This is a genomic window from Kitasatospora dryopteridis (genome assembly GCF_050749075.1).
GTDB lineage: Bacteria > Actinomycetota > Actinomycetes > Streptomycetales > Streptomycetaceae > Kitasatospora.
The window spans coordinates 4258281-4278537 of the sequence record NZ_CP192749.1; the positions used below are offsets into that span (position 1 = coordinate 4258281).

Below are 20257 nucleotides of genomic sequence, written 5' to 3' on the forward strand. Positions count from 1 at the left end.
CCACGGGCAGGGTGGGAAATACGCCGAATGACCCTTTCGGCCCGGCGTGCGCGCCATCACGCGCGCCGCGCGGCACACTGTTCCGCATCAGTCCATCCGCCGAACGGGCGGTCGCGGCCGGAGCCGACGGTTCACTGCCGAAACGCCCGGAGATACCTAGTTGTATGTGGAGCCGCAGCCAGGAGGGACCTCCCGTGGACATCTGGTGGACTCTGCACCTCAAGCGCGACCCGGCCAGCGTGCCGCTCGCCCGCCGCATCCTGCTCGGCGCCATGGACACCGCCGGTGTCGACCCGCAGATCGCCCACGACCTCGGCGTGGCACTCTCCGAAGCCTGCGCCAACGCCGTCGAGCACGCCGTCACCGGCCGCCCCGACGAGGGCTTCCAGGTCACCGCCGCCATCGCCGGCGACCGGCTGCGGATCGAGGTCGTCGACTCCGGCCCGGGCCTGCCGCCGATCGCCCCCGCCGTGCCCGGCACGCTCCCCCCGCCGGCCCACCCCGGGCCCGCCGCCGCACCCCGCCCCGGTCCGCGGCGGTGCCGCAACCGCCGGGGCCGCGCCAGCCTCGGCCCCTCGCTGTTCGCCGGCCACCGGCCGCGGCAGCCCGGACACCCCGCCCCGTACGACACCCACGTCCTGCCCGCCGGCCGGCTCCTCCCCGTCCTCACCCCCGATCCGGACGTCCTCCCCGACCTCACCGCCGAGTCCGGCCGGGGCCTCTTCCTCATCCACGCCCTCACCGACCACGTCCAACTCCGCAACCACCCGCTGCGCGGCGCCATCGTGAGCTTCGACAAGATCCTCAAGTGGCAGGACGACGCCCTCCTCCGCACCGCCTCCTGACGAGGCGCTGCACGCAAACCCCGACAGGGGCACCCCTCGTGTCGGGGCGAGTCCCCTTCAGCGGCGGGCGTGCCGGATTGCCGTGGGCCGGAGGCCGTCGCAGCATGGCGGCATGAGGTACGAGATGCGAGCCGAGTACGGTCCGTCCGGCCCGTCCGACGGGGTGAAGACCTGGCACATCGCCCACGGCGGCACCGAGGTCGCCCTCTGTGGACGGGAGTTGGATGCTTCGGCGCTCACCCAGGACCCGGAGCTGTGGTCCCGTGCGCCGGACCTCAACTGCCACACCTGCGGGGCGCTGTTCCTGCGCGAGACGCCCTACATGCCGGCCGAACACGAGTGATCGAACCGCCGGTGCGGGCCGCGGCGGAGCCGTAGCGTGGGCGCCATGGAGCCGATGACGCCTCTTGTCCCCGCCGCCGCCCGCCTCCGCGCCGGCGACCCCCCGCTCGGCGAGCACGTCGAGCGCCTCTGCACCCGGATCGACCGGATCGACCCGGCGTTGCGCGCCTTCGTCCCGGAGCCCGGCCGGCACGACCGGATCGCCGCTGCCGCCAAGGAGTTGGAGGCGCGGTACCCGTCGCCCGCCGCCCGCCCGCCGCTGTACGGGGTGGCGGTCGGGGTGAAGGACATCGTGCACGTCGAGGGCCTGCCCACCCATGGCGGCTCGGCGCTGCCGCCCGGGGTGCTGGCGGGCCCGGAGGGCGCCCTGGTGGGGCGGCTGCGGGCGGCGGGGGTGCTGATCGCGGGCAAGACGGTGACGGCGGAGTTCGCCGTACTGGCGCCGGGCCCGACCCGGAACCCGTACGACCTGGGGCACACACCGGGAGGGTCGAGCAGCGGTTCGGCGGCGGCGGTGGCGGCGGGTCTGGTGCCGTTGGCGATCGGCAGCCAGACGGTGGGTTCGGTGGTCCGCCCGGCGGCGTACTGCGGGGTGGTCGGTTTCCGTCCGACGTACGGCCGGATGCCGGTGGACGGGGTGATCGCGCACGCGCCGACGCTGGACACCATGGGCTGCTTCGCCTCGGACACGGCCGGGGTGCGGCTGGCGGCCTCGGTGCTCTGCGACGGGTGGCGCGAGGAGCCGGCCCCGGCGGCGGAGCCGGTGCTGGGCGTGCCGGTCGGCGGCTACCTGGACGAGGTCCGCCCGCAGGCGCTGGCCGCCTTCGAGCGCACGGTGGAGCAGCTCGGCCTGCCGGTGCGCCGGGTCGACGTGCTGGGCGACTTCGAGGCCGTCCAGCACCACCTGCGGACGATCATCCGGTACGAGCTGGCGCAGGTGCACCACGAGCTGTTCACCCGCTTCGGCAGCCTGTACCGGCCGGAGACGGTGGCCGCCGTCCGGCACGGCCGGGAGATCGACCGGGCGGACTACGCGGCCGCGCTGGCCGCCCGCGCCGACTTCCGGCGGCGAGTGGCCGGGGTGGCGGCGGAGCACGGGGTCGACGTCTGGGTGACGCCCGCCGCGACCGGCCCGGCCCCGCTCGGCCTGGACTCGACCGGCAGTGCCGTGATGTCGCTGCCGTGGAGCCACGCGGGGCTGCCCGCGGTCTCGCTGCCGGCCGGACGGCTGGACGGTCTGCCGCTGGGCCTGCAGTGCGTGGGGGCGGAGGGCGGTGACGAGGCGCTGCTCGCCCGCGCGGCCGTGATCGAGGGCCGCCTCGCGGCGTAGGCTGGCCGCCGACAGCAACCGCCGGGACGGGAGGAGCGCGGTGGAGGCGCCGACCACGGACGGCCGGGTGCAGCGGGGCAACGAGACCCGCCGCGCGGTGCTGGGGCGCGCCGTGGAGCTCGCCTCGGTCGAGGGCCTGGAGGCGCTGTCGATCGGCAGGCTCGCCACCGACCTGGGGCTGAGCAAGAGCGGCGTGTTCGCGAGCTTCGGTTCCAAGGAGGGGCTGCAGCTGGCCACCGTGCGGGCTGCCCAGCGGATCTTCTACGACGCCGTGGTCGCCCCGGTCGACGGCCTGCCGTTCGGGCTCGGCCGGCTGCGCGCCCTCTGCGAGTCCTGGCTGGCGTACTCGCGGCGCCGGGTGTTCCCCGGGGGCTGCTTCTTCTACGCGGTGTCGGCGGAGTTCGACGCCCGGCCGGGGCCGGTGCGGGACGCCCTCGCGGTGGTCGCCCGGGCCTGGGAGGGCCACATGACCGACCTGGCGCGCGCCGCCCGGGCGGCCGGCGAGCTGAGCGCCGACACCGACCTGGACCTGCTGGTCTTCTCGCTGATCAGCCTGCTGGAGACGGCCAACGCCCAGTCGCTGCTGTACGGCGAGGAGAACCGCTACGACCTGGCGGCGGCCGGTGTCGCCCGGCTGCTCGACCAGGCGTCCACCGCGGCCTGACCCCTTCCCGCACCGTCACCGCATTTCCGTCCCCCTAAAACTGCACGAACGGTCGTGCTAATATTTTTCCCCGTCAGGCTCCACCCGCCCCGCACCACCACCGGGGAGACCCCATGGACACCTACGCCCTGCTCGGCCGCACGCTCAACAGCACCGCGCTGCTCTCCCCGGGCCTCGCCGGCCGCGCCACCTTCGAGATCTTCCGCCGACCCGGCGGACGCAGCCGGGTCCGCACCGCCGAGCGCGAGGTCCACGACCGGGCGCGAACCGAGCACCTCACCGTCGCGGGCAAGCGCACCACGGTCTACCGCTGGGGCGACGGCACCCGTCCCGTCCTGCTGGTGCACGGCTGGCAGTCCCGCGCCTCGCGCTTCGCCCCGTGGGTGTCCCGGCTGCTCGCGGCGGGACTCAGCCCGGTCGCCTTCGACGCACCCGGCCACGGCGACTCCGGCGGCCGGACCACCACGATCCTGGAGTACCGGGAGATCATCGGCCGGCTGCACGAGCGGCACGGGCCCTTCGAGGCCGCGGTGGCGCACTCCTTCGGAGTGGCCGCCACGTTCCTCGCGCTCGGCGGCGGCGTGCCGGTCGGCCGGGTGGTGGCGGTCGCCGGGGTGACCGACATCCGCTTCCTGGTCGACGGCTTCCGCCACCAACTGGGGCTCTCCGAGCGGCTCGGCACCGAACTCGCCCACCGGATCGAGACCGTGCTCTTCCCGGAGGTGGACTCGGTGTGGGACAGCTTCGACTCCACCCGGCAGCCGGCCGCATCGGTGCCGCCCACCCTGGTGGTGCACGACGAGGACGACCCGATGGTGCCGATCCGGCACGCCCACCGGCTGAAGGCGGCGTACGGCGACCGCGTCGAGCTGCTCACCACCCGGCGGCTCGGCCACCGGCGGGTGCTCACCGAGCCCTCCGTCCTCGACAACGCGCTGGGCTTCCTGGCCGAGCCGAGCGCCAGGCCGGCGCCCAGCACTGCCTGACACGACGCCGGAGGGCGGGCCCCTGTGCGGGGCCGCCCTCCGGTGCTGCATCAGGCTTCGCGTGGGGTCAGCCGCCGCTCTTGCGGCGGAACGTGCGCTTGCCGCCCGCGGCACCGTGGGTGCCGTGGATCTTCGACGCGTCCCCGCCCTGTCCGGCGCCGCCGGACGCGCGGCCGCCGTGCTTGCGCTCCAGCGCGGCGAGGAACTTCGCCTTGACGTCGTCCTGGGCGGGCGCCTCGGTCGGCGCGTCGGCCGGGGCGGCCGCGGCCTCCGGCTGCTCGGCGGGTGGGGCTGCTTCCTGGCTCATGACGCGACCTCCGGTACGGGCCCCCGGGGCGGGGGCCGTGTGCAGTGCACACCCTGCCATGCCTGCCGCCGAGTGTCGGGCTCATTTCACTTCGTCGGGGAAGCGCGGCCCGCCGATCAGGTAGAAGAGCGCGAGGATCGGGAAGCCGATGGACGCGATCACCAGGACGAAGAACTGCCAGACCATCGCACACTCCAGGGCGGGACCGGTTGATCTTTCGACGGTATGCCGCGCTCCGCCCGGTCGCCACCGCGCGCTCCGGCGCACGCCGCGCCGTCGCGCAGAAGGCCGTCCGACCCCTGTACCGGGCGCCCGCCCGCCCCCAGACTGGTCGGATGCAGGTACAGCTCGCCGGAGAACCGTACGGGCCGGGCCGCGAGAGCGAGGACTTCGCCGCCGCCTCTGCCGAAGCACTGGTGCTGCTGGACGGTTCCAGCATGCCGGAGGGGATGGAATCAGGGTGCCGCCACGGCACCGCCTGGTACGCGAGAAGGCTCGGCGTGCACCTCCTCGCCCGGCTCACCGACCGGGCCGACCGCTCGATCGCCGAGTGCCTGGCCGACGCCATCGCGGAGACGGCCGCCCTGCACGGCGGGCGCTGCGACCTCGCCAACCCCAACACCCCGGCCGCGATGGTGGTCGCCGCCAGGCTGACCGGCGGCTCGCTGGAGTACCTCGTGCTCGGGGACTCCCTGCTGGTGCTGCACCCCCGGAAGGGCGCGCCCCGGGTGATCGGGGACAACCAGCGCTTCCCGGGCGGCGAGCTGCTGCGCCGGCAGGTCTGGACGACCGTGCCCGGCAGCGCGGAGCGGTCCGAGCTGTACATGGCGTACGCCCAGGCCGTCCGCACGGCGCGGAACTCGGGGCAGGGGCCGTGGATCGCGGCCGCCGCCCCGCGTGCGGCCGAGCACGCCGAGACCGGCTTCGTGCCGCTCGCCGACCTGCGCGGGGTGGCCGCGCTGACCGACGGCGCGGCCCGCTTCACCGAGCGGTTCGGGCTCGGCAGCTGGTCGGACGCGCTGCGGCTGCTGGCGGAGTCGGGGCCGGCCGAGCTGATCGCCCAGGTGCGGGCGGTCGAGGAGGCCGACGCCGACTGCGCGCAGTGGCCGAGGGGCAAGAAGTCGGACGACGCCTGCGCCCTCTACGCCCGGATCTGAGGCCCCCGGAGGGGCCCCGGACCTCACGGTCAGTCGATCGGGTGACCGAAGGAGCCGGACTGGAAGTCCTTCATCGCCTGCTCCAGCTCCCGGTGGCTGTTCATCACGAACGGCCCGTACCAGGCGACCGGCTCCCGGATCGGCTGCCCGCCCAGGACGATCACGTCCAGGTTGGGGTGGCGCGAATCCTGCTTGGCGTCGGCGGCGATGGTGATGGTGTCGCCGTCGCCGAAGACCACGGCCTGCCCGGTGCGGACCGGCCGCCGCTCGGTGCCGACGGTGCCGTCGCCGTTGAGCACGTAGGCCAGGGCGTTGAAGTCCGGCCGCCAGGGCAGGGTGATCGAGGCACCCGGGGTGATCGTGGCGTGCAGCAGGGTGATCGGGGTGTGGGTGGCGCCCGGGCCCTGGTGGCCGTCGAGCTCGCCGGCGATCAGCCGCAGGACGGCGCCGCCGTCCGGGCTGGTCAGCAGCTTCACGTGGCCGCCGTGGATGTCCTGATACCGCGGCTGGGTCATCTTGTCGCTCGCCGGCAGGTTGACCCACAGCTGGATGCCGTGGAACAGGCCGCCGCTCAGCACCAGCGACTCGGGCGGGGTCTCGATGTGCAGGATGCCGGAGCCGGCCGTCATCCACTGGGTGTCGCCGCCGCCGAGGTGGCCGCCGCCGCCGTGCGAGTCCTTGTGGATGAACTCGCCGTCGATCAGGTAGGTGACGGTCTCGAAGCCGCGGTGCGGGTGCCAGGGGGTGCCCTTGGGCTCGCCGGCGGCGTACTCCACCTCGCCCATCTGGTCCATCATGATGAACGGGTCGAGGAACTTGGTGTTGATCTTGGCGAAGGCGCGGCGGACGGGGAAGCCCTCGCCCTCGAAGCCCTCCGGCGCGGTGGCGACGGCCAGCACCGGCCGGGCGCCCGCGACGGCGGGGTCGGGGGTGGCGACGCGCGGAAGGGTCAGCGGGTTCTCGACGGTCACGGCGGGCATGTCGGCCTCCTTCGGAGGGGTCTGTGGCCTACGTCCGACAGGTTAGTTCAATCATCAACCAACTGCAAGTTGAATGTTGAACTAAATGGTGAAAGGTCGGCGGGAGGCCGCACGCCTCCCGCGGGGTGTGGGGTCAGCCGTACATCCGGCGCATGGTGAAGTCGACCATCTGCTCGACGGCCTTGGCGTCGAAGACCATGCGGTGTTCGCCCTCCATGTCGAGCGCGAAGCCGTAGCCCGTCGGCAGCAGGTCGAGCACCTCGGCGCCGGTGACGCTGAAGTGCTTGGACTCCTTGCCGGCGTAGCGCCTCAGCTCCTTGAGCGAGCTGAACATCGGGATCACCGGGGTCGGGGTGTTGTGCAGGGCGAGGAAGCCGGGGCGGTCGCCGCGCGGGCAGTGCACCTTGGAGGTGATGAAGATCGCCTGGAAGTCCTCGACCGGCATCGATCCGGTGGTGAACGCCCGGACCGCGTCGGCCAGCGAGGGCGGCGAGGGCTCCGGGTAGAGGGACTGCTGGGCCGCCCCCTGCTGCGGGTCGCCGTACGGGCCGGGGCCGGGCATGCCGTTCATCCCCGCCTGCTGCTGGTAGGGGTCCTGGTACGCGGTCTGCTCGTAGCCGTACACGGGGACCAGGCTAGCGGGCCGGGCGCCTCCGGGGAGCGGGTGGACCGCACAATGCGGCCGCGGCTGCGGTTGTGGGACGTGACCACGTTCATAAGGCTTTGCCGTGCGAGGGCTTGAACAAGTTACTGCCGGGTAGCATCATGGTGCGTACTGGTGGGTAAGTGGCGCTCGATCGGCGGGCCCACGGCAAGCAGACGAACCGGAGAAACGGTCATGGGTCACTACAAGTCCAACCTGCGGGACGTGGAGTTCAACCTGTTCGAGGTGTTCGGCCGCGACCAGGTGTACGGCACCGGTCCGTTCGCCGACATGGACGTCGACACCGCGAAGAACATCCTCAGCGAGATCTCCCGCCTCGCCGAGAACGACCTCGCCGCGTCGTTCACCGACACCGACCGCACCCCGCCGGTCTTCGACCCGGAGACCAACACCGCGCCGATCCCGGCCACCTTCAAGAAGAGCTACCAGACCTTCATGGACGCCGAGTGGTGGCGCCTGGGCATCCCGGAGGGCATCGGCGGCCAGGTCACCCCGTCCTCCCTGGTCTGGGCCTACGCGGAGCAGATCCTCGGCTCCAACCCCGCCATCTGGATGTACTCCTCCGGCCCGGCCTTCGCCGGCGTCGTCTACGAGGAGGGCACCGAGGAGCAGCACAAGGTCGCCCAGCGCATGGTCGACGGCCTCTGGGGCGCCACCATGGTGCTGACCGAGCCGGACGCCGGTTCGGACGTCGGCGCCGGCCGCACCAAGGCGATCAAGCAGGAGGACGGCTCCTGGCACATCGAGGGCGTGAAGCGCTTCATCACCTCCGGTGAGCACGACATGTCCGACAACATCATCCACCTGGTGCTGGCCCGCCCCGAGGGCGGCAAGCCCGGCACCAAGGGCCTCGGCCTCTACATCGTGCCGAAGTACGACTTCGACTGGGAGACCGGCGAGCTCGGCGAGCGCAACGGTGTCTACGCCACCAACGTCGAGCACAAGATGGGCCTCAAGGCCTCGAACACCTGCGAGATGACCTTCGGCGCCAAGCACCCGGCCAAGGGCTGGCTGCTCGGCGAGAAGGTCGACGGCATCCGCCAGATGTTCAAGATCATCGAGTTCGCCCGCATGATGGTCGGCACGAAGGCGATCGCCACCCTGTCCACCGGCTACCTGAACGCCCTCGAGTACGCCAAGGAGCGCGTGCAGGGCGCGGACATCGCCAACTTCCTGGACAAGACCGCCCCGCGCGTCACCATCACCCACCACCCGGACGTCCGCCGCTCGCTGCTGACGCAGAAGGCGTACGCCGAGGGCATGCGCGCCCTGGTGCTTTACACCGCCTCCGTCCAGGACGACGTGCTGGCCGCCCGCCTGCGCGGCGAGTCCGACGAGGCCGCCGAGCGCCTGAACGACCTGCTCCTGCCGATCGTCAAGGGCTACGGCTCGGAGAAGTCCTACGAGCAGCTCGCCCAGTCCCTGCAGACCTTCGGCGGCTCCGGCTACCTGCAGGAGTACCCGATCGAGCAGTACATCCGGGACGCCAAGATCGACACCCTCTACGAGGGCACCACGGCCATCCAGGGCCAGGACTTCTTCTTCCGCAAGATCGTCAAGGACGGCGGCCAGGCGCTCACCGCCGTCTCCGAGCAGATCCAGAAGTTCATCGCCACCGGTGAGGGCGGCGACGCCCTGGCCACCGAGCGCGAGGCGCTCGGCAAGGCCGCCGGCGACCTGGAGGCCATCGTCGGCAAGCTCCTCGCCGACCTGACCGCCGTCCAGCAGGACGTCACCAACATGTACAAGGTGGGCCTCAACACCACCCGCCTGCTCATGGTCTCCGGCGACGTCGTGATCGGCTGGCTGCTGCTCCGCCAGGCCGCCGTCGCGCTGGCCAAGCTCGAGGCCGGCGCCTCCGAGAAGGACGTGCCGTTCTACCAGGGCAAGGTCGCCGCGGCCCGCTTCTTCGCCCGCAACATCCTCCCCACCACCGCCCCGCAGCGCCTGATCGCGGAGGCCGTGGACAACGAGATCATGGAGCTCGCGGAGGAGGCCTTCTGAGGCCCCTGAAGTCTGCCTGACACACCCTCACGCCGTGGGGCCCGGTCCGACGACCGGGCCCCACGGCGTTTCCGCACCGGACGGATGCGGGCAAACCCCCCGTCGAGAACTGCTTGACGTCCGGTCAGGAGTGCGCTGTGTCCCGGCGCCCTCACCGTTGTGTCACCGTTTTTGAGTTCGCCGCGTCATGTCCGTGTACGGGCATATGCTCAGATGCGGAGCCGGTACCCCCATCCGGCGTCCGACCTCCCTCAACCCAGGAGCAGCATGTCGACCGCCGACCGCCCGGCCTACTTCGACCGGACGCACACCGACGATCTGATCGCCTACCTCGGCGCCGCGCCCTCGCCGTACCACGCGGTGGCCGCCTCGGCCGAGCGCCTGGAGAAGGCGGGCTTCCGCCGGGTCCTGGAGACCGACGCCTGGGGGGCCGAGGCCGGCGGCCGGTACCTCGTCCGCGGCGGCGCGCTGATCGCGTGGTACGTGCCCGAGGGGGCCGGGCCGGAGACGCCGTTCCGCGTGGTCGGCACGCACACCGACTCGCCCAACCTCCGGGTCAAGCCGATCCCGGACACCGGCTCGGCCGGCTGGCGCCAGGTCGCCGTCGAGATCTACGGCGGCGTCCCGCTGAACACCTGGCTCGACCGCGACCTCGGCGTCTCCGGCCGGCTCGCGCTGCGCGACGGCACCGCCCGGCTGGTGCAGATCGACGAGCCGCTGCTGCGCGTCCCGCAGCTCGCCATCCACCTGGACCGGGCGGTCAACGAGGGCCTCAAGCTCGACAAGCAGCGCCACCTCACACCGATCTGGGGGATCGGCGAGGTGACCGAGGGCGCCCTGGTCGAGTACGTCGCGGCCAAGGCCGGCGTGGCCGCCGACGACGTGGTCGGCTGGGACCTCATGACCCACGACGTGCAGCCGCCGTCCTACCTCGGCCGCGACCGCGAGCTGCTCGCCGGCCCGCGCCTGGACAACCTGCTCTCGGTGCACGCCGCCACCGCCGCGCTGGCCGCCGTCGCCACCGGCGACGCCACCCTGCCGTACATCCCGGTGCTGGCCGCCTTCGACCACGAGGAGACCGGCAGCGAGTCCGACACCGGCGCGCAGAGCCCGCTGCTCGGCAACGTGCTGGAGCGCAGCGTCCTCGCCCGCGGCGGCACCGCCGAGGACCGCGCCCGGGCGCTGGCCGGCACGGTCTGCCTCTCCTCCGACATGGGGCACGCCGTCCACCCCAACTACAGCGAGCGGCACGAGCCCGGGCACCACCCGATGCCCAACGGCGGCCCGATCCTCAAGGTGAACGTCAACAACCGGTACGCCACCGACGGCGTCGGCCGGGCGGTGTTCGCCGCCGCCTGCGAGAAGGCCGGCGTGCCGTGGCAGACCTTCGTCTCCAACAACGCCATGCCCTGCGGCACCACGATCGGCCCGATCACCGCCGCCCGGCTCGGCATCACCACCGTGGACTGCGGCATCGCCGCGCTCTCCATGCACTCGGCGCGCGAGCTGTGCGGCGCGGAGGACCCGTACCTGCTGGCGAGCGCGCTCAAGGCGTTCCTGGAGGGCTGAGCCGGGGCCGGGGGCCGGTGCGCGGGCGGTGGGGGCCGCCGCGCGGACGGCCCCCGGTCGACCCGTCCCGTTCAGGTCACTCCATGCCGGCGAGGACCAGCGGCAGTCGGCGCACGCCGTCGGCGGTCAGCTTCACCGGCACGCCCCAGTCCTGCTGGTGCACGTGGCAGGCCGGGTACTCGACGGCCGGGTCGTCGTCGCAGGAGGCGGCCATCGCCGACACGTGCAGCACGCCCTCGGCGACGGCCTCGTTGAGCACCAGCCCGCGGGAGAGGTCGGTGTCCGCGCCCGCGCCCGAGAGCAGCAGCTCCGGCGGGGTGGAGCTGACCAGCAGCCGGGTCGACGGGCCGTAGCGCTCGTCCAGCTTCTGACCGGACGGGGCCTGGAAGACCACGTCCAGCTGAAGGGCGCCGGGGGCGACCTCGGTGGCGGCGCGCTGGGTACGGTGCGCCACCGACTCGACCTGGACGGCCTCCTCCGGCAGACGCAGCCGGGTCAGCCGGTGCCGGGCCGACTCCACCACGACGATGTCGCCGTCCACCACCACGGCGCCGGAGGGCTCGCGGACGTCGGTGGCGAGGGTGGTCACCTCGCCGCTCGCCGGGTCGAAGCGGCGCAGCGCGTGGTTGTAGGTGTCGGCGATCGCGACCGAGCCGTCCGGCAGCACGGTGACGCCCAGCGGGTGCTGGAGCAGCGCCTGGTCGGCGGCGCCGTCGCGGTGGCCGAAGTCGAACAGGCCGGTGCCGACCGCGGTGTGGACGGTGAATGTTCCACGTGAAACCCAGCGGACGGCCGAGGTCTCCGAGTCGGCGACCCAGAGCCGCTCGCCGTCGGCGGAGACCGCGAGGCCGGACGGCTGGGCGAACCAGGCCTCGGCCGCCGGTCCGTCGACCAGGCCCTCGTTGGTGGTGCCGGCCGCGACCTCGACGGTGCCGGCCGCCGGGTCGTAGGCCCACAGCTGGTGCACGCCGGCCATGGCGATCCACACCCGGCCGTCGAACCAGGCGACGTCCCACGGCGAGGAGAGGTCGACCTCGCGGGCCGCGCCCCCGGTCGCCGAGCCCTGCCACCACTGCCGGCCGGTGCCGGCCAGGGTGGTGACGCTGCCGTCGGCGAGGCGCACGCCGCGCAGGGCGTGGTTCACGGTGTCCGCCACCACGACGTCGTAGTCGAGGCCGAGGCCCTCGGGGACGAGGGCGAGGCCCTGCGGCTCGCTGAAGCGCGGGGAGGTGCCGTCGACCAGGCCGCGCTCGCCGTCGCCGATCCGGCGCAGCACCGTCTCGCCGTCCTCGGCCAGCTCCACCAGCGAGTGGTGGCCGGAGTCGGCCACCAGGTAGTGGCCGTCCGGCAGCCGCACCGCCTTGCCCGGGAACTTCAGGTCGCCCGCCTGCGGCTCCGGCGCCACGTACGGGCCGTCGCCGCGGCGCAGCGTGCCCTTCGCGCCGTGCTCCGCCTCCAGCTCCTCGACTAGGGCGGCGATCGCGTGCGCATGGCCCTCGCCGGCGTGCTGGGCGACGACGTACCCCTCGGGGTCGATCACCACCAGCGTCGGCCAGGCGCGCACCGCGTACTGCTTCCAGGTGGCGAGCTCGGGGTCGTCCAGCACGGGGTGGTGCACCTCGTAGCGGGCCACCGCGTCCACCACGGCCCGGTGGTCGGCCTCGTGGACGAACTTGGGCGAGTGGACGCCGACGATCACCACGGTGTCGCGGTGCTTCTCCTCCAGCTCCCGGAGTTCGTCCAGGACGTGGAGGCAGTTGATGCAGCAGAAGGTCCAGAAGTCGGCAATGACGATCTTGCCGCGGAGGTCGGCCAGCGTCAGGTCCTTGCCGCCGGTGTTGAGCCATCCGCCCTTGCCCACCAGTTCGGGGGCGCGTACGCGTGCACGAGAAGCCATGCCCCCATCCAACCCCACCTGCGGTGCCCGCATTCCGTACGGCTCGGCGGGGTGACCGGATCGGTCCGGGGTGGGGCGTGATCATGCCTGGGGGCGGGGCCTCGGGGCGGTCAGGATGGAGGCATGAAGACCGCACTCGTCGTCATCGACGTCCAGGAGTCCTTCCGCCGGCGACCCAACTGGGCGGCCGTCTCCGACCCGGGGATCGCCGACAAGGTGGACCGCCTGGTGACCGCCGCACGGGAGAAGGGGGACCTCGTCGTCTGGGTGCTCCACGCCGAGCCGGGCTCGGGCGGGGACTTCGACCCGGCGCTCGGGTTCGTGCGCCCGATCGAGGGCCTGAAGCCCGCCGAGGGCGAGCCCGTCCTGACCAAGACCTCGCACAACGCCTTCACCACCACCAACCTCCAGCAGCTGCTCACCCAGCAGGGCGTCGGCAAGGTGGTGATCAGCGGCATCCGCACCGAGCAGTGCTGCGAGACCACCGCGCGGGTCGCCTCCGACCTCGGGTACCAGGTGGTGTTCGTCACCGACGCCACCGCGACCCACCCGATCGAGCACCGGGACGCCCCCGCGGGCCGCGACCTGGCGGAGATCCTGGCCGACCCGCGTACGCTGTCGACGGACGAGGTCATCGCCCGCACCGAGTACGCGCTGGCGGGCCGCTTCGCGCGGATCGCCACCGTGGCCGAGCTGACCGGATCGTGAGCAGGGCCTGATCGTGAGCAGAGCAGGAGGCGGCAGACCGTGAGCAAGGTCGTCTTCCTGCTGGCTCCCCGGCTGCACCTGCTGGACCTCGCCGGCCCGGCCCAGGTGTTCTCCTCGGCGGACGAATTCGGCCACCGCTACAGCACGGTCTACGTCGCCGAGCAGGAGGACGTGCCCACCGCGCAGGGCGTCGGCCTGCGCGCCGCCACCGGCTGGCCGGAGCTGACCCCGGCCGACCTGGTGGTGGTGCCGGGCTGGCGCTCCCCCGCGCTGCCCCGCGGGCCGGTGTTCTCCCGGGAGTCGCTGGACCGGCTGGTCGCGCACCATGCCGCCGGCGGCACGGTGGCCAGCGTCTGCTCCGGGGCGGACGCCCTCGGCCGGGCCGGGCTGCTCGACGGCCGGCGCTGCACCACCCACCACGACCTGCAGGACGAACTCGCCCGGCGCTATCCGCGGGCGGCCGTCGTCCGGGACGTCCTCTACGTGGAGGACCGGCGGGTGCTCACCTCGGCCGGCATCGCCAGCGGCATCGACCTGGCACTGCACCTGGTCGCCGTCCGGCACGGCCCGTTCGCCGCCGCCCAGGTGGCCCGCACCATGGTGGTCCACACCCGCCGCAACGGCGACGAGCAGCAGGCCAGCGCGATGCTGCGGCACCGCGCGCACCTGAGCGACGCCGTGCACCGGGTGCAGGACGTGATCGACGCCCGGTTCGCCGACCCGCTGCTGCTCACCGGGCTGGCCGCCACCGCCGGGGTCAGCGAGCGCACCCTCACCCGGCGCTTCTCCGAGGCGACCGGCCTCACCCCGCTGCGCTACCAGCAGCAGCTGCGGCTGGAGCACGCCGAGCACCTGATCACCCAGGGGGCGACGGTGGAGGCCGCGGCCCGCGCGGTCGGCTTCCAGGACGCGCGGATGCTGCGCAGGCTCCGCGCCCGGCCGGCGGCGGGCTGACACCGGGGACGCGCCCGGCACCGGAGGGACACGTCCCGGGTTCCGTGCCGCCGGGGGCTGACCGCGGGGCCGGTGTCCGGCACGATGTGCTCGTCGGATCGGGCAGGGCAGACGGACGAGGGAGTCGGACGGGTATGAAGTACGTGGTCAAGGAGCGGCTGTTCGCGGTCGGCGACGACTACTGGATCGAGGACGGCGACGGCGAGAAGGCGTTCCTGGTGGACGGCAAGGTGCTGCGGCTGCGCGACACCTTCGAACTGCAGGACCCGTCCGGCACCGTGGTCGCGGTGATCAAGGAGAAGGTGCTCACCGTCCGGGACGCCATGCGGATCGAGAACGCCGAGGGCGAGACCGTGGCGACCGTCCGCAAGAAGCTGTTCACGCCCTTCCGGGACAAGTACCTGGTCGAGCTGGAGGCCGGCGGCGAGATGGAGGTCCACGGCGACCTGATCGACAAGGAGTACACCGTGGAGTCCGACGGCGACACCGTCGCCGAGATCTCCCGCAAGTGGTTCCGCATCCGCGACACCTACGGGGTGGAGATCGCGGACGGCGCGGACGTCCCCCTGCTGCTCGCCGTCGCCGTGTGCCTGGACCGGATGGTCGAGCACAACGCCTGACGTCCGGTCGGCGCGTGCGCGCCGCCCTGCGGCACCGCCTCAGTTCCGGCCCGCGAAGCGGTCGGTGGCGGCCAGCAGGGCGGCGCTCATGCCGTCCGCGTCCCAGCCGTGGCCGCCCCGCTCGACCAGCACCAGCTCGGCGTCCGGCCAGGCGCGGGAGAGCTGCCAGGCGATGTCGGGCGGGCCGCTGATGTCGAGCCGGCCGGTCACCAGCACGCCGGGGATGCCGGCCAATTGGTGGGCGTTCCGCAGCAGTCCGCCCTCCGGCAGCCAGCAGGCGTGCCGCCAGTAGTGGGTGACCAGCCGGGCGAACCGGAAGCGGAACACCGGGTCGTCGTAGCGCGGGTCCGGCCGGTGCCCGTCGGCGGTGGCGACATGGGTGTCCTCCCAGGTGCACCAGTCGCGCGCGGCGCGCTCCCGGACGGCCGGGTCCGAAGACTCCAGCTGCCGGGCGTAGGCGTCGGCCAGGCAGCCGTCGCGCAGTTCGGCGGGGACGCCGTCCGCGAAGCGCCGCCACTCCTCGGGGAAGACCCGCCCCATCTGCCGGGTCACCCAGTCGACCTCGGCCCGGCCACCGGTCACCACGCTGAACAGCACCAGCTCGGTGACCCGCTCGGGGTGGCGTTCGGCGTAGGCCAGGCCGAGCGTGGAACCCCACGAGCCGCCGAACACCAGCCACCGGTCGATGCCCAGGTGCTCCCGCAGCCGCTCCAGGTCGGCCAGCAGGTGCGCGGTGGTGTTGGCGGCCAGCGGCGTCGCCGGATCGGCCGCGTCGGGCGTCGACCGCCCGCAGCCGCGCTGGTCGAAGAGCACCACCCGGTACGCCTGCGGGTCGAAGAACCGCCGCCACCCGGGCGTGCAGCCGGAGCCGGGGCCGCCGTGCAGCACCACCGCCGGCTTGCCGTCAGGGTTGCCGCAGGTCTCCCAGTACAGGGAGTTGCCGTCGCCGACCTCCAGCATGCCGTGTGCGTACGGCTCCACCGCCGGGTACTTCGCGTCCACGGGACTCCCCTCCCGATCGTCCGGGCCGGTCGGCCCGGCCCCGCTCAGAGGATGACGTGCGGCAGGAAGCGGGCGCCGACGTGGGTGATCGGCGAGTCGTGCGTCTCCCGGATGCCGAGGCCCGCGGCCTCGCCGTCCACCACCCAGGCGCCCAGCACCGGGTGGTTGCCGTCGAAGTCCGGAAGTCGGCACAGCTGCTGGTAGCAGAAGCCCTCCGCACCGTACCGGTCCGGGTCGCCGGCCCACGCGGGCAGCAGCGTCTCGCCGTGGCCCGGCTCGACGATCCGTACGCCCGCGCCCTCCCGGCCGAGCAGCGGCTTGGCCGCATAGCCGGTGGCGGCCAGCTCCCGCGGGCCGTCCAGGTAGGCGGGCAGCAGGTTGGGGTGGCCGGGGTGGAGCTCCCACAGCACGGCGAGCAGCGCCTTGTTGGAGAGCAGCATCTTCCACGGCGGCTCGATCCACAGCGTGGAGCCGGTGGAGCCGCCCAGGTCGACGGTGGCGAGCAGCTGCGCGCCGAACTCGTCCTCGGCCAGCCACTCCCACGGGTACAGCTTGAACGCCGAGCGGATGTACCGGTGCTGCAGGTCCACGAAGCGCCCGGTCAGCCCGTCCAGGCCGATGTCCTCCACGGCGATGGACACCGTCTCCAGGCCCGCCTGCTCGGCGGTCTCCTGGAGGTAGAGCGTGGTCATCCAGTCCTCGCCCTCGGTGTCGCCGCGCGAGTGCGCGAAGTGCACCGGGCCGGGCGGCAGCAGGTCCTTCTGCCGCGACCAGGCGGCGACCAGCCGCTCGTGCAGCGAGTTCCACTGGTCGGCGTCGGGGAAGCGCTCCTCCATCCAGAACCACTGCGGGCTGGCCGCCTCGATCAGCGAGGTCGGGGTGTCCGCGTTGTACTCGAAGAGCTTGGCCGGGCCGGTGCCGTCGTATGCGAGGTCGAACCGCCCGTACAGCGACGGCTGCTCCTCGCGCCGCCGCCAGGACGCCGCGATCACCTCGGCCAGCCGCGGGTCGGTGATGCCGTAGTCGGCGAACCGGCCGGTCCGCACCACGTGGTCGGCGGCCTCCAGACAGAGTTCGTGGAGTTCGTCGACGACCTCCTCCAGCGCCTCGACCTCGGGCAGCGAGAACTCGTAGTAGGCGCTCTCGTCCCAGTAGGCGTACTCGGTGCCGGGGTTGCGCGGGTCCTCGCAGACGGCGTAGATCAGGCCCTGGGCCTCGACCGCGGCCTGCCAGCCGGCGCGGGGTTCGACGGTGCGGCGGCGCACGGCGGTCAGCCCCCGCCCGAGCCGGAGCTGCCCGACGGGCAGCCGAAGCCGCCGCGCTTGGTCGCGGCCTTGTCGAAGGTGCCGCCGGCGGCGGTCAGCGAGCCGGAGCCGCAGTAGTACCAGCGGCCGGCCGCGGCGGTGGTGCCGCCCCCGCAGGAGTGGTCGTCGAGCACCTTGAGGGTGCCCGGGTCGACGCAGCGCCTCGGCGTGCTGCCGCCCGAGGAGGAGGAGCAGCCGGACAGGGCCAGTGCCAGCGTCCCCACCATGCCGAGGGCGACGACGCCCGAGCGGCGTCTGGTGGAGGAGGGGTCGGTCTGCGTCATGACGGGTGATGGTACTCAGGGCTCCCCGGAGCCGGAACCATGGGATATCTTTTGCCGGTCCTTGACACTTCGCCACGGGGGAGCAGCATGAACGACATCGTCCACGGCTTGGGCACGGCCGCCGCCTACGGTGCGGTCGGCCTGGTGCTGCTGCTGCTCGGTGTCGGCCTCGTCGATGCACTGACGCCCGGCAAGCTCGGCCGGCAGATCTGGCTGGAGCGCAACCGGAACGCGGCCGTGGTGCTCAGCTCCGCACTGATCGGCATCGGCGGCATCGTCTTCACCGCGATCATGTACACCTACGACGAGTTCGGGAAGGGCCTCGCGGCGACCGCACTGTTCGGCCTGCTCGGCCTGGTGCTGATGGCCGCCGCGTTCTGGCTGGTCGACCTGCTGACCCCGGGCAAGCTCGGTGCCGTCCTCGTCGACCCCGAGCCGCACCCGGCGGTCTGGGTGACCGCCGCCTGCAACCTCTCGGTGGCGGCCATCGTCGCGGCCTCCATCGCCTGACGGACCCACCCCCCTCTTCCTTCAGCCCGCGGCCAGGCGCTCCGTCAGTCGAGCCCTGGCCGCGGGCCATTCGTCGCGCAGCATGGAGAAGTAGACGCTGTCCCGCCAGGTGCCGTCGGGCCGGCGGCGGTGGCGCCGCAGGGTGCCCTCGTACTGGGCGCCGAGCCGGCGGATCGCGTTCTGCGAGCGCTCGTTGAGGTGGTCGGTCTTCCAGGTGACGCGGCCCATGCCGAGGTCCTCGAAGGCGTGGGCGAGCAGCAGCAGCTTGGCCTCGGTGTTGACGGCGCTGCGCCACACCCGGCGGGCGTACCAGGTGCCGCCGATCTCGACCGACTCGTCCCGCGGGCTGACGTCGAGGTAGCAGGTCACGCCGATCGCCCGGCCGTCGGCGGGCGAGACCACGGCGAAGGGGACGCAGGCGCTCGCGGCCGCATCGGCGAGCCGGTGCCCGATCCGGTCGGCCATCTCCTCCTCGGTGCGCGGCGCCTCGTGCGACATCCAGCGGAACACCTCCTCGTCCCCGCCGGCCGCGGCGAACAGGTCGGGCACATGGCCCTGGGCGAGTGGCTCCAGCCGGACGTGGCGGCCGGTCAGGACGGTCGGGGCGGGCAGCTTCGCAGTCATGCCGCCGACCATAGACCCGGTACGCACTAGGTGCAACGGGTTTCTGCACTAGTGCAATCGATCGGGTGGCGGGCGCGCGAAGGGCCCCGCACCCGGAGGTGCGGGGCCCTTCGGCGGTGCCCTGCGGCCCTGCAGGAAGGCACTGCCTGCAGGAAGGAGCCCCCGCAGGCAGGAGCTGCCTACAGGAAGGAGTTGATCTGGATGGTCTCGGTGCGGCCGGGGCCGACGCCGATCGCGGAGATCGGGGCGCCGGACATCTCCTCCAGGGCCTTCACGTACGCCTGGGCGTTCTTGGGCAGGTCCGCGAAGGTCTGCGCCTTCGAGATGTCCTCGCTCCAGCCCGGCAGCGTCTCGTAGATCGGCTTGGCGTGGTGGAAGTCCGACTGGTTGTACGGGAGCTCCTCGACCCGGCGGCCGTCGATCTCGTACGCGACGCAGACCGGGATCTGCTCCCAGCCGGTGAGCACGTCCAGCTTGGTGAGGAAGAAGTCGGTGAGGCCGTTGACGCGGGTGGCGTAGCGGGCGATCACCGCGTCGAACCAGCCGCAGCGGCGGTCGCGGCCGGTGGTGACACCGCGCTCGCCGCCGATCCGGCGCAGCGCCTCGCCGTCGGCGTCCAGCAGCTCGGTCGGGAACGGGCCCGAGCCGACGCGGGTGGTGTACGCCTTGAGGATGCCGATGACCCGGTCGATCTTGGTGGGGCCGATGCCGGAGCCGGTGCAGGCGCCGCCCGAGGTCGGGTTCGACGAGGTCACGAAGGGGTACGTGCCGTGGTCGACGTCCAGCAGGGTGCCCTGGCCGCCCTCCAGCAGGACGACCTTGCCGGCCTTCAGCGCCTCGTCCAGGACGAGGGTGGTGTCGGCGAGGAAGGGGCGGATCTTCTCCGCGTAGCCCAGGTATTCCTCGAGCACCAGGTCGGCCGGGATGGCGCGGCGGTTGTAGAGCTTGACCAGGATCTGGTTCTTGTCGTGCAGCGCCGCCTCGATCTTCTGGCGGAGGATCGACTCGTCGAAGAGGTCCTGGACGCGGATGCCGACGCGGTTGATCTTGTCCGCGTAGGTCGGGCCGATGCCGCGGCCGGTGGTGCCGATCCGGCGCTTGCCGAGGAAGCGCTCGGTGACCTTGTCGAGGGTGCGGTGGTACGGCGTGATCAGGTGGGCGTTGCCCGAGATCAGCAGCTTGGAGGTGTCGATGCCGCGCTCGTTCAGCCCGTTCAGCTCGGAGAGCAGCACACCCGGGTCGATGACGACGCCGTTGCCGATCACCGGGGTCACATTCGGGCTGAGGATGCCGGAAGGCAGCAGGTGCAGGGCATACTTCTGGTCGCCGATGACCACCGTGTGACCGGCGTTGTTGCCGCCCTGGTAGCGGACGACGTAGTCGACGGAGCCACCGAGGAGGTCAGTAGCCTTCCCCTTGCCCTCGTCTCCCCACTGGGCGCCAACGAGCACGAGTGCCGGCACAGGCGTACACCCCTTCCGGTTGGGGCATCCTGCGGAAGACCGC

General features: G+C 72.8%; 21 protein-coding genes. 12 read left to right on the plus strand and 9 right to left on the minus strand.

Features of this window, described 5'->3' with window-relative positions; all coding sequences use genetic code 11:
* Positions 1 to 194 precede the first annotated feature (194 nt).
* The 5 genes from ACQ614_RS19385 (at position 195) to ACQ614_RS19405 (ending at position 4167) form a co-directional block, all read left to right on the plus strand.
* The gene (locus ACQ614_RS19385) at positions 195 to 845 is read left to right on the plus strand and encodes an ATP-binding protein (protein ID WP_431679787.1); all 651 of its coding nucleotides are present in this window, start codon (positions 195 to 197) and stop codon (positions 843 to 845) included.
* Between the two features lie 112 nt (positions 846 to 957).
* Positions 958 to 1188 (plus strand): hypothetical protein, encoded by a 231-nt coding sequence (locus tag ACQ614_RS19390; protein WP_431679788.1) that lies wholly within the window; start codon positions 958 to 960, stop codon positions 1186 to 1188.
* Positions 1189 to 1242: 54 nt separating this feature from the next.
* Complete coding sequence (locus ACQ614_RS19395; protein ID WP_431679789.1) at positions 1243 to 2517, plus strand: amidase; 1275 nt, start codon at positions 1243 to 1245, stop codon at positions 2515 to 2517.
* A gap of 40 nt (positions 2518 to 2557) precedes the next feature.
* Positions 2558 to 3181 (plus strand): TetR/AcrR family transcriptional regulator, encoded by a 624-nt coding sequence (locus ACQ614_RS19400; protein WP_431679790.1) that lies wholly within the window; start codon positions 2558 to 2560, stop codon positions 3179 to 3181.
* A 113-nt stretch (positions 3182 to 3294) separates the two neighbouring features.
* The gene (locus ACQ614_RS19405; protein ID WP_431679791.1) at positions 3295 to 4167 is read left to right on the plus strand and encodes an alpha/beta hydrolase; all 873 of its coding nucleotides are present in this window, start codon (positions 3295 to 3297) and stop codon (positions 4165 to 4167) included.
* A gap of 67 nt (positions 4168 to 4234) precedes the next feature.
* On the opposite strand, the gene ACQ614_RS19410 is transcribed toward ACQ614_RS19405, so the two are convergent.
* A complete protein-coding gene (locus ACQ614_RS19410) occupies positions 4235 to 4474 on the minus strand; it encodes a DUF5302 domain-containing protein (protein ID WP_431679792.1) in 240 nt (79 codons plus the stop codon).
* Between the two features lie 335 nt (positions 4475 to 4809).
* On the opposite strand from ACQ614_RS19410, the gene ACQ614_RS19415 reads away from it, so the two are divergent.
* Complete coding sequence (locus ACQ614_RS19415) at positions 4810 to 5631, plus strand: integrase (RefSeq protein WP_431679793.1); 822 nt, start codon at positions 4810 to 4812, stop codon at positions 5629 to 5631.
* A gap of 29 nt (positions 5632 to 5660) precedes the next feature.
* On the opposite strand, the gene ACQ614_RS19420 is transcribed toward ACQ614_RS19415, so the two are convergent.
* Together ACQ614_RS19420 and ACQ614_RS19425 are read right to left on the minus strand one after the other, a co-directional pair.
* A complete protein-coding gene (locus ACQ614_RS19420) occupies positions 5661 to 6611 on the minus strand; it encodes a pirin family protein (RefSeq protein WP_431679794.1) in 951 nt (316 codons plus the stop codon).
* A 133-nt stretch (positions 6612 to 6744) separates the two neighbouring features.
* The gene (locus tag ACQ614_RS19425) at positions 6745 to 7236 is read right to left on the minus strand and encodes an SseB family protein (protein WP_431679795.1); all 492 of its coding nucleotides are present in this window, start codon (positions 7234 to 7236) and stop codon (positions 6745 to 6747) included.
* A 213-nt stretch (positions 7237 to 7449) separates the two neighbouring features.
* On the opposite strand from ACQ614_RS19425, the gene ACQ614_RS19430 reads away from it, so the two are divergent.
* The gene (locus ACQ614_RS19430; RefSeq protein ID WP_431679796.1) at positions 7450 to 9279 is read left to right on the plus strand and encodes an acyl-CoA dehydrogenase; all 1830 of its coding nucleotides are present in this window, start codon (positions 7450 to 7452) and stop codon (positions 9277 to 9279) included.
* A gap of 267 nt (positions 9280 to 9546) precedes the next feature.
* Entirely contained in the window at positions 9547 to 10848 is a 1302-nt protein-coding gene (locus tag ACQ614_RS19435; protein WP_431679797.1) for a M18 family aminopeptidase, read from the plus strand.
* A gap of 76 nt (positions 10849 to 10924) precedes the next feature.
* On the opposite strand, the gene ACQ614_RS19440 is transcribed toward ACQ614_RS19435, so the two are convergent.
* Complete coding sequence (locus tag ACQ614_RS19440) at positions 10925 to 12745, minus strand: NHL domain-containing thioredoxin family protein (RefSeq protein WP_431679798.1); 1821 nt, start codon at positions 12743 to 12745, stop codon at positions 10925 to 10927.
* Between the two features lie 123 nt (positions 12746 to 12868).
* Between ACQ614_RS19440 and ACQ614_RS19445 the strand changes: the two genes are divergently transcribed.
* The 3 genes from ACQ614_RS19445 to ACQ614_RS19455 all read left to right on the plus strand — a co-directional run bounded on the left by ACQ614_RS19445 (position 12869) and on the right by ACQ614_RS19455 (position 15027).
* Positions 12869 to 13453 carry a cysteine hydrolase family protein gene (locus ACQ614_RS19445; RefSeq protein ID WP_431679799.1) on the plus strand — a complete coding sequence of 195 codons (585 nt, stop codon included), beginning with the start codon at positions 12869 to 12871 and terminating at the stop codon, positions 13451 to 13453.
* 39 nt (positions 13454 to 13492) lie between these two features.
* The gene (locus ACQ614_RS19450) at positions 13493 to 14407 is read left to right on the plus strand and encodes a GlxA family transcriptional regulator (RefSeq protein ID WP_431679800.1); all 915 of its coding nucleotides are present in this window, start codon (positions 13493 to 13495) and stop codon (positions 14405 to 14407) included.
* A gap of 134 nt (positions 14408 to 14541) precedes the next feature.
* Positions 14542 to 15027 carry an LURP-one-related/scramblase family protein gene (locus ACQ614_RS19455; RefSeq protein WP_431679801.1) on the plus strand — a complete coding sequence of 162 codons (486 nt, stop codon included), beginning with the start codon at positions 14542 to 14544 and terminating at the stop codon, positions 15025 to 15027.
* A gap of 39 nt (positions 15028 to 15066) precedes the next feature.
* On the opposite strand, the gene pip is transcribed toward ACQ614_RS19455, so the two are convergent.
* From pip to ACQ614_RS19470, 3 genes are read right to left on the minus strand one after another with little or no spacing between them, the layout of a single operon-like run.
* Positions 15067 to 16029 carry a prolyl aminopeptidase gene (gene pip, locus ACQ614_RS19460; protein ID WP_431679802.1) on the minus strand — a complete coding sequence of 321 codons (963 nt, stop codon included), beginning with the start codon at positions 16027 to 16029 and terminating at the stop codon, positions 15067 to 15069.
* 44 nt (positions 16030 to 16073) lie between these two features.
* A complete protein-coding gene (locus tag ACQ614_RS19465; protein ID WP_431679803.1) occupies positions 16074 to 17294 on the minus strand; it encodes a glutathionylspermidine synthase family protein in 1221 nt (406 codons plus the stop codon).
* 5 nt (positions 17295 to 17299) lie between these two features.
* Positions 17300 to 17617, minus strand: a complete 318-nt coding sequence (locus ACQ614_RS19470; protein WP_431679804.1) for a hypothetical protein — start codon at positions 17615 to 17617, stop codon at positions 17300 to 17302.
* Between the two features lie 87 nt (positions 17618 to 17704).
* Between ACQ614_RS19470 and ACQ614_RS19475 the strand changes: the two genes are divergently transcribed.
* On the plus strand, positions 17705 to 18127 hold the full coding sequence (locus ACQ614_RS19475) for a DUF350 domain-containing protein (RefSeq protein WP_431679805.1): 423 nt from the start codon (positions 17705 to 17707) through the stop codon (positions 18125 to 18127).
* A gap of 21 nt (positions 18128 to 18148) precedes the next feature.
* Here the strand turns inward: ACQ614_RS19475 and ACQ614_RS19480 are convergent, their stop codons facing one another.
* Positions 18149 to 18751 carry a GNAT family N-acetyltransferase gene (locus tag ACQ614_RS19480; protein ID WP_431679806.1) on the minus strand — a complete coding sequence of 201 codons (603 nt, stop codon included), beginning with the start codon at positions 18749 to 18751 and terminating at the stop codon, positions 18149 to 18151.
* A 179-nt stretch (positions 18752 to 18930) separates the two neighbouring features.
* Complete coding sequence (locus tag ACQ614_RS19485; RefSeq protein WP_363492797.1) at positions 18931 to 20214, minus strand: adenylosuccinate synthase; 1284 nt, start codon at positions 20212 to 20214, stop codon at positions 18931 to 18933.
* Positions 20215 to 20257: the final 43 nt, after the last annotated feature.